Source organism: Methanocalculus sp. (assembly GCF_030651615.1).
Taxonomy (GTDB): Archaea; Halobacteriota; Methanomicrobia; order Methanomicrobiales; family Methanocorpusculaceae; genus Methanocalculus.
This window is the reverse complement of record NZ_JAUSCG010000058.1, coordinates 1-3,878: the sequence shown is the minus strand read 5'-3', so window position 1 is coordinate 3,878 and position 3,878 is coordinate 1. Positions and strand designations below refer to the sequence as shown.

7 protein-coding genes are annotated in these 3,878 nt (G+C 51.8%); 5 read left to right on the top strand and 2 right to left on the bottom strand.

Going from position 1 to position 3,878, the window contains the following annotated elements; genetic code table 11:
* Positions 1 to 30: 30 nt before the first annotated feature.
* Positions 31 to 363 (bottom strand): STAS domain-containing protein, encoded by a 333-nt coding sequence (locus Q7V06_RS02430; RefSeq protein ID WP_304837547.1) that lies wholly within the window; start codon positions 361 to 363, stop codon positions 31 to 33.
* Between the two features lie 83 nt (positions 364 to 446).
* Between Q7V06_RS02430 and Q7V06_RS02425 the strand changes: the two genes are divergently transcribed.
* Positions 447 to 830: a cupin domain-containing protein gene (locus Q7V06_RS02425; RefSeq protein ID WP_304837544.1), complete on the top strand. Its 384-nt coding sequence runs from the start codon at positions 447 to 449 to the stop codon at positions 828 to 830.
* Positions 831 to 854: 24 nt separating this feature from the next.
* Positions 855 to 1,661, top strand: a complete 807-nt coding sequence (gene budA / locus Q7V06_RS02420; RefSeq protein ID WP_304837540.1) for an acetolactate decarboxylase — start codon at positions 855 to 857, stop codon at positions 1,659 to 1,661.
* A 16-nt stretch (positions 1,662 to 1,677) separates the two neighbouring features.
* On the opposite strand, the gene Q7V06_RS02415 is transcribed toward budA, so the two are convergent.
* Positions 1,678 to 1,833 carry a hypothetical protein gene (locus tag Q7V06_RS02415; protein WP_304837537.1) on the bottom strand — a complete coding sequence of 52 codons (156 nt, stop codon included), beginning with the start codon at positions 1,831 to 1,833 and terminating at the stop codon, positions 1,678 to 1,680.
* Positions 1,834 to 1,894: 61 nt separating this feature from the next.
* Here Q7V06_RS02415 and Q7V06_RS02410 point away from each other — a divergent pair, with 61 nt between their 5' ends.
* The 3 genes from Q7V06_RS02410 to Q7V06_RS02400 all read left to right on the top strand — a co-directional run.
* The gene (locus Q7V06_RS02410) at positions 1,895 to 2,557 is read left to right on the top strand and encodes a YIP1 family protein (protein ID WP_304837534.1); all 663 of its coding nucleotides are present in this window, start codon (positions 1,895 to 1,897) and stop codon (positions 2,555 to 2,557) included.
* Positions 2,557 to 3,687, top strand: coding sequence for a hypothetical protein (locus Q7V06_RS02405; RefSeq protein WP_304837531.1), 1,131 nt, complete (start codon positions 2,557 to 2,559; stop codon positions 3,685 to 3,687). Before Q7V06_RS02410 ends, Q7V06_RS02405 begins: the two co-directional genes overlap by 1 nt.
* Positions 3,668 to 3,878: ATP-binding cassette domain-containing protein (locus Q7V06_RS02400; RefSeq protein ID WP_304837550.1), on the top strand; the 211-nt coding region annotated here is incomplete at its 3' end. The genes Q7V06_RS02405 and Q7V06_RS02400, both read left to right, overlap by 20 nt.

The window sequence follows — 3,878 nt, the reverse complement described above, 5'->3', positions numbered from 1 at the left end:
ATATCTGCCTGTGTACTTCATCTGTCTCACCTATCCGGATAACGCCTCTTCAACCGAATCTCGTATGGAGAAGACCGTAAGGAATCCTGCGATTGACAGAACTTTTCGGATATCCGGCTTTGGAGCGGCTATCCTGAGCTCTCCTCCCCTCTGCTTAAGCTGCTTCTGCACAGCGAGCATCACGCGAAGTCCGGATGAACTTGTATAGAGAAGCCCGGTTGCATCAAGGATAATGACCGACACCGAATCAGATAGTGCCTGGTTGAGTGCGGTCTCAAGAAGGCTTGAGCTTTCGGCATCAAGACGACCTGCAAGTCCGATGACCGGTACGTCACCTTCCATCCTGGCAACAATCTCAAGCATATACATCTCTATTATGATCGATCCTGCATAGCCCTTCCCTATCCGATGCAGTTATTCCTGATCCGGTTTGAGATCTGATCCATATGCGTATATTTGATCTGAAGCAGAGTGAGCATGAGCGCGCAGGTGATCTCTGCCTCCTCGCAGAACTCTTTCACCCGGAGCGGATCGCTCCTGGTGTCTCCTGCAGGTACAGTCTGGCCCATGCGATCATTTTAGCAGGTGAAGCGACGATCCCCCATCGGTTGAAGGCCTCATCTGAGGTCTACTACATCCTCTCTGGCCGGGGTGTGATGCATATCGATGATGAGGTTGCTGAGATTGGGGTTGGGCAGCTCGTTTACATCCCGCCTGGTGCAGTACAGTGGGTTGAGAACCGGGGTAATGAGGATCTTGTCTTCCTCGCAATCGTTGATCCTGCATGGAGGGAGGAGGATGAGGAGGTCATCTCAGACATGCTGAAATAGTATGGTTGTTCATAAAAGGATAGAATGCGTTCAGCCTACCTTGTTGTTATCTCTCTTCTGATAGGTATCCTGATCGGTGCAGGAGGGGTATCAGTCCTGTCTGCCCCCATTCCTGATCGTGAGGTGATCTACCAGGTCTCAACGATCAATGCCCTTATGGAGAGCGTCTATGACGGTGTGGTGCCGGTTCATGAGCTCACCCGTTCTGGTGACCACGGGATCGGAACATTTGATTCACTTGACGGTGAGCTCATCCTTGTCGACGGGGTTGTCTATCAGGCACAGGGTGATGGTTCAGTCCGTGTGGCTCCAGGGGATCTCCGTGTCCCACTTGCGGTGGTGACGTTCTTTGACCCTGACATTACTCTGCCGAATCTCTATACATCCGGCTATCGTAACTTCGAAGACGTTCTCCTTGATTCTATCCGATCAGAGAACCTGATGTACGCGGTCAGGATTGATGGTGTATTCTCTTCGGTGACGGTTCGTGCCCCACATCGTCAGGAACGTCCATATCCGAGGCTTGTGGATGCACTCTCCGACCAATATATGGCGACTCATACCACTATTTCCGGGACCGCAGTGGGTTTTCTCCTCCCACAGTATATGGCCGGACTGAACGTTCCTGGTTATCACCTCCATTTTATCAGTGATGACCGGACAATAGGGGGTCATATCGTTGATTTCTCTCTGGAAGGTGCGACAGTGTACCTTGATGAGACGCTGGTCTTTATGAAACAACTTCCGGCAGAGGGTGGGTTTATCGAGGTGGATCTCTCAGCAGATCTCTCTGATGAACTGACGATTGTTGAGCGGCCGGTAGAGGAATGAGCCCCCGGATCTCAGATCACCCCCCTTTCTGGAAGGTGGAAGAGACGGCTGTATCAGTATTTTCTTCTCCCGTACCCGGCTTATGCTCATCACGATCAGACATCCTCTTCAGGTGATCCGGTGGTTGTATGAGATCGATTACGATCAGCGGGAAGAGAAGAATTAAGTGCAAATGTAACATATGTTTTACATTCTCAGGCACCGGGTTCTGGTGCCGGTGGTGATTCTGGAATATGGCATCTAACCTCATAACAGCACTCCTTAGACCTGATGAGTTCTTTGATGAACATTCGGGTGAAGAAGCGGCACTGGCTCTGCCGCTTGGTATCGTCTTTGTGTACGCGATCCTCTCAGGAATCGTCGGATACCAGATGGCATCACTGATGGCTCCGATGTACGAGGCGGCTCTTGAAGGATATGGCGGGATCATCGCGATATTTGGCGGAATCGGGGGATTTGTGTCTGCGATTATCGTCTGGATCGTCGCAGCCGTCATCTTCTATCTGCTGAGTATGATCTTCTCGGGGGAGGGATCGATGAAGAAGGTGCTCGAAGCCGTCGGATATGGTATTGCTCCGCTCATCGCCTCGGTCGGGGTTGCAATGGTCTATCTTGCAATAATCAAAGATCAGGTGATCACCCCGGTGATCCATGATATCATGGATCCGACTGCGGCAGAAGCTGCGGTTGAAGCGTTCATGAACCAGCAGGTGATGGCTGACTTTACTCTCCTTCAGACGGTTCTCTCAGTCGTATTCATGATCTGGGCGGCAAACATCTGGTACTCAGGCATCCGATATGGCAGAAAGCTCTCAACCCGGAATTCGGCGATCACAGTCTTTATCCCCGTTGGAATCTACCTCATCATTGTTATTGCATCGTACGGGGTTATCTGATGAGAAAACTCTTCATCCTTCTTATTCTGGCATCGGCACTCCTCTGTTGTGGAGGATCAGCAACAGACTCTGCTGCTCAGGTGACAGTGAGTGGGGCCACCCTCAACCCCGAGGTCTTTCTCCCATGGGACACCGGGACGATCACGGTCGTTGTAACGAACACCGGCACGACCCCGGTCTCCCTCTCCAGTGCCCGGCTAACGGCGCCACAGAATATCGATATCATCGAAACACCTCATACGGGGTCAGGGACGCTCGGTGCCGGGAACAGTATGACATTTACCTTTACGGTCAGTGTACGTGGTGAGGAGGGGATCTTCTATCCACGGTTCTTATTGAACTTCAGGGATGCAGGGAGCCTTTCATACCCGATACTCCTCAGGGTAGACAGAACACCTATTGATGCGGGGATATCCGCACGCCCTGATATCTTCATGACCGGTAAGAAGGATACCGTTGTTGTATCAGTTGGAAACCCACGCCAGAACTCTGTTTCTGCGGTGACTATCACTCCGGTTACCGGGGTTGCTGATGTGGTCCCGACCAGTGTCTTCATCGGAACCCTCGGCTCAGGGCAGAAGAGTAATGCCTCCTTCTCGATTACTCCAACCGGCGAAGGTGATCTCACCTTTAATGTTGAATATCGAAATGGCCAGAACAGGCATACAATACCCCTTACGATCCCGGTGATTCCGGGTACTGCCAAGAGGGTGGCAGAGCCGATCGTCTCGAATGTGGAGGTATCATCAATTGCAGGAGGATACCGTATCACCGGAGATGTCTCAAATGCCGGTCTTGAGACGGCCAGATCGGTTGTCATAACGACGAAGTCGCCTGCGGTGCCGATCGACCCATTCCGGGTCTATGTTGTCGGATCTCTTGATGCTGATGACTTCTCCTCATTTGAGGTGACCTTCTCGGCACAGGATACAGCTGAGGTGCCGCTTGTTATCAGGTACCGGGATGATGATGGTAATCTGTATGAAGAGTCCACACCTGTTACGATCAGATCCGGCATCGGTTTGGTTCCGGAACACGATGGGGGCATCTCCCCGGTGGTCATTGGTATTGCTGCCCTCTGTATTCTCCTCGTCGCCGGAGCAGTCCTGTATTCACGAAAAAAGCGATGAAAGATGCGTCCGGTTTCTGGATGTCTCGAAGATATACTCCTTAAAGAGCGGTGATGTCACCGCTCTTGACCACGTAAGCCTCTCTATTAAGAAGGGTGAGTTTATCGCGGTGATGGGTCCGTCAGGTTCTGGGAAATCCACTCTTCTGAATATGATGGGGTGTCTTGACACCCCGACGACCGGAATGGTCT

Excerpts from the sequence above, each read along its gene's own strand:
- Q7V06_RS02430 (WP_304837547.1), bottom strand. The coding sequence starts at position 363 with ATGCTTGAGATTGTTGCCAGGATGGAAGGTGACGTACCGGTCATCGGA.
- Q7V06_RS02425 (WP_304837544.1), top strand. The coding sequence starts at position 447 with ATGCGTATATTTGATCTGAAGCAGAGTGAGCATGAGCGCGCAGGTGAT.
- budA (WP_304837540.1), top strand. The coding sequence starts at position 855 with ATGCGTTCAGCCTACCTTGTTGTTATCTCTCTTCTGATAGGTATCCTG.
- Q7V06_RS02410 (WP_304837534.1), top strand. The coding sequence starts at position 1,895 with ATGGCATCTAACCTCATAACAGCACTCCTTAGACCTGATGAGTTCTTT.
- Q7V06_RS02405 (WP_304837531.1), top strand. The coding sequence starts at position 2,557 with ATGAGAAAACTCTTCATCCTTCTTATTCTGGCATCGGCACTCCTCTGT.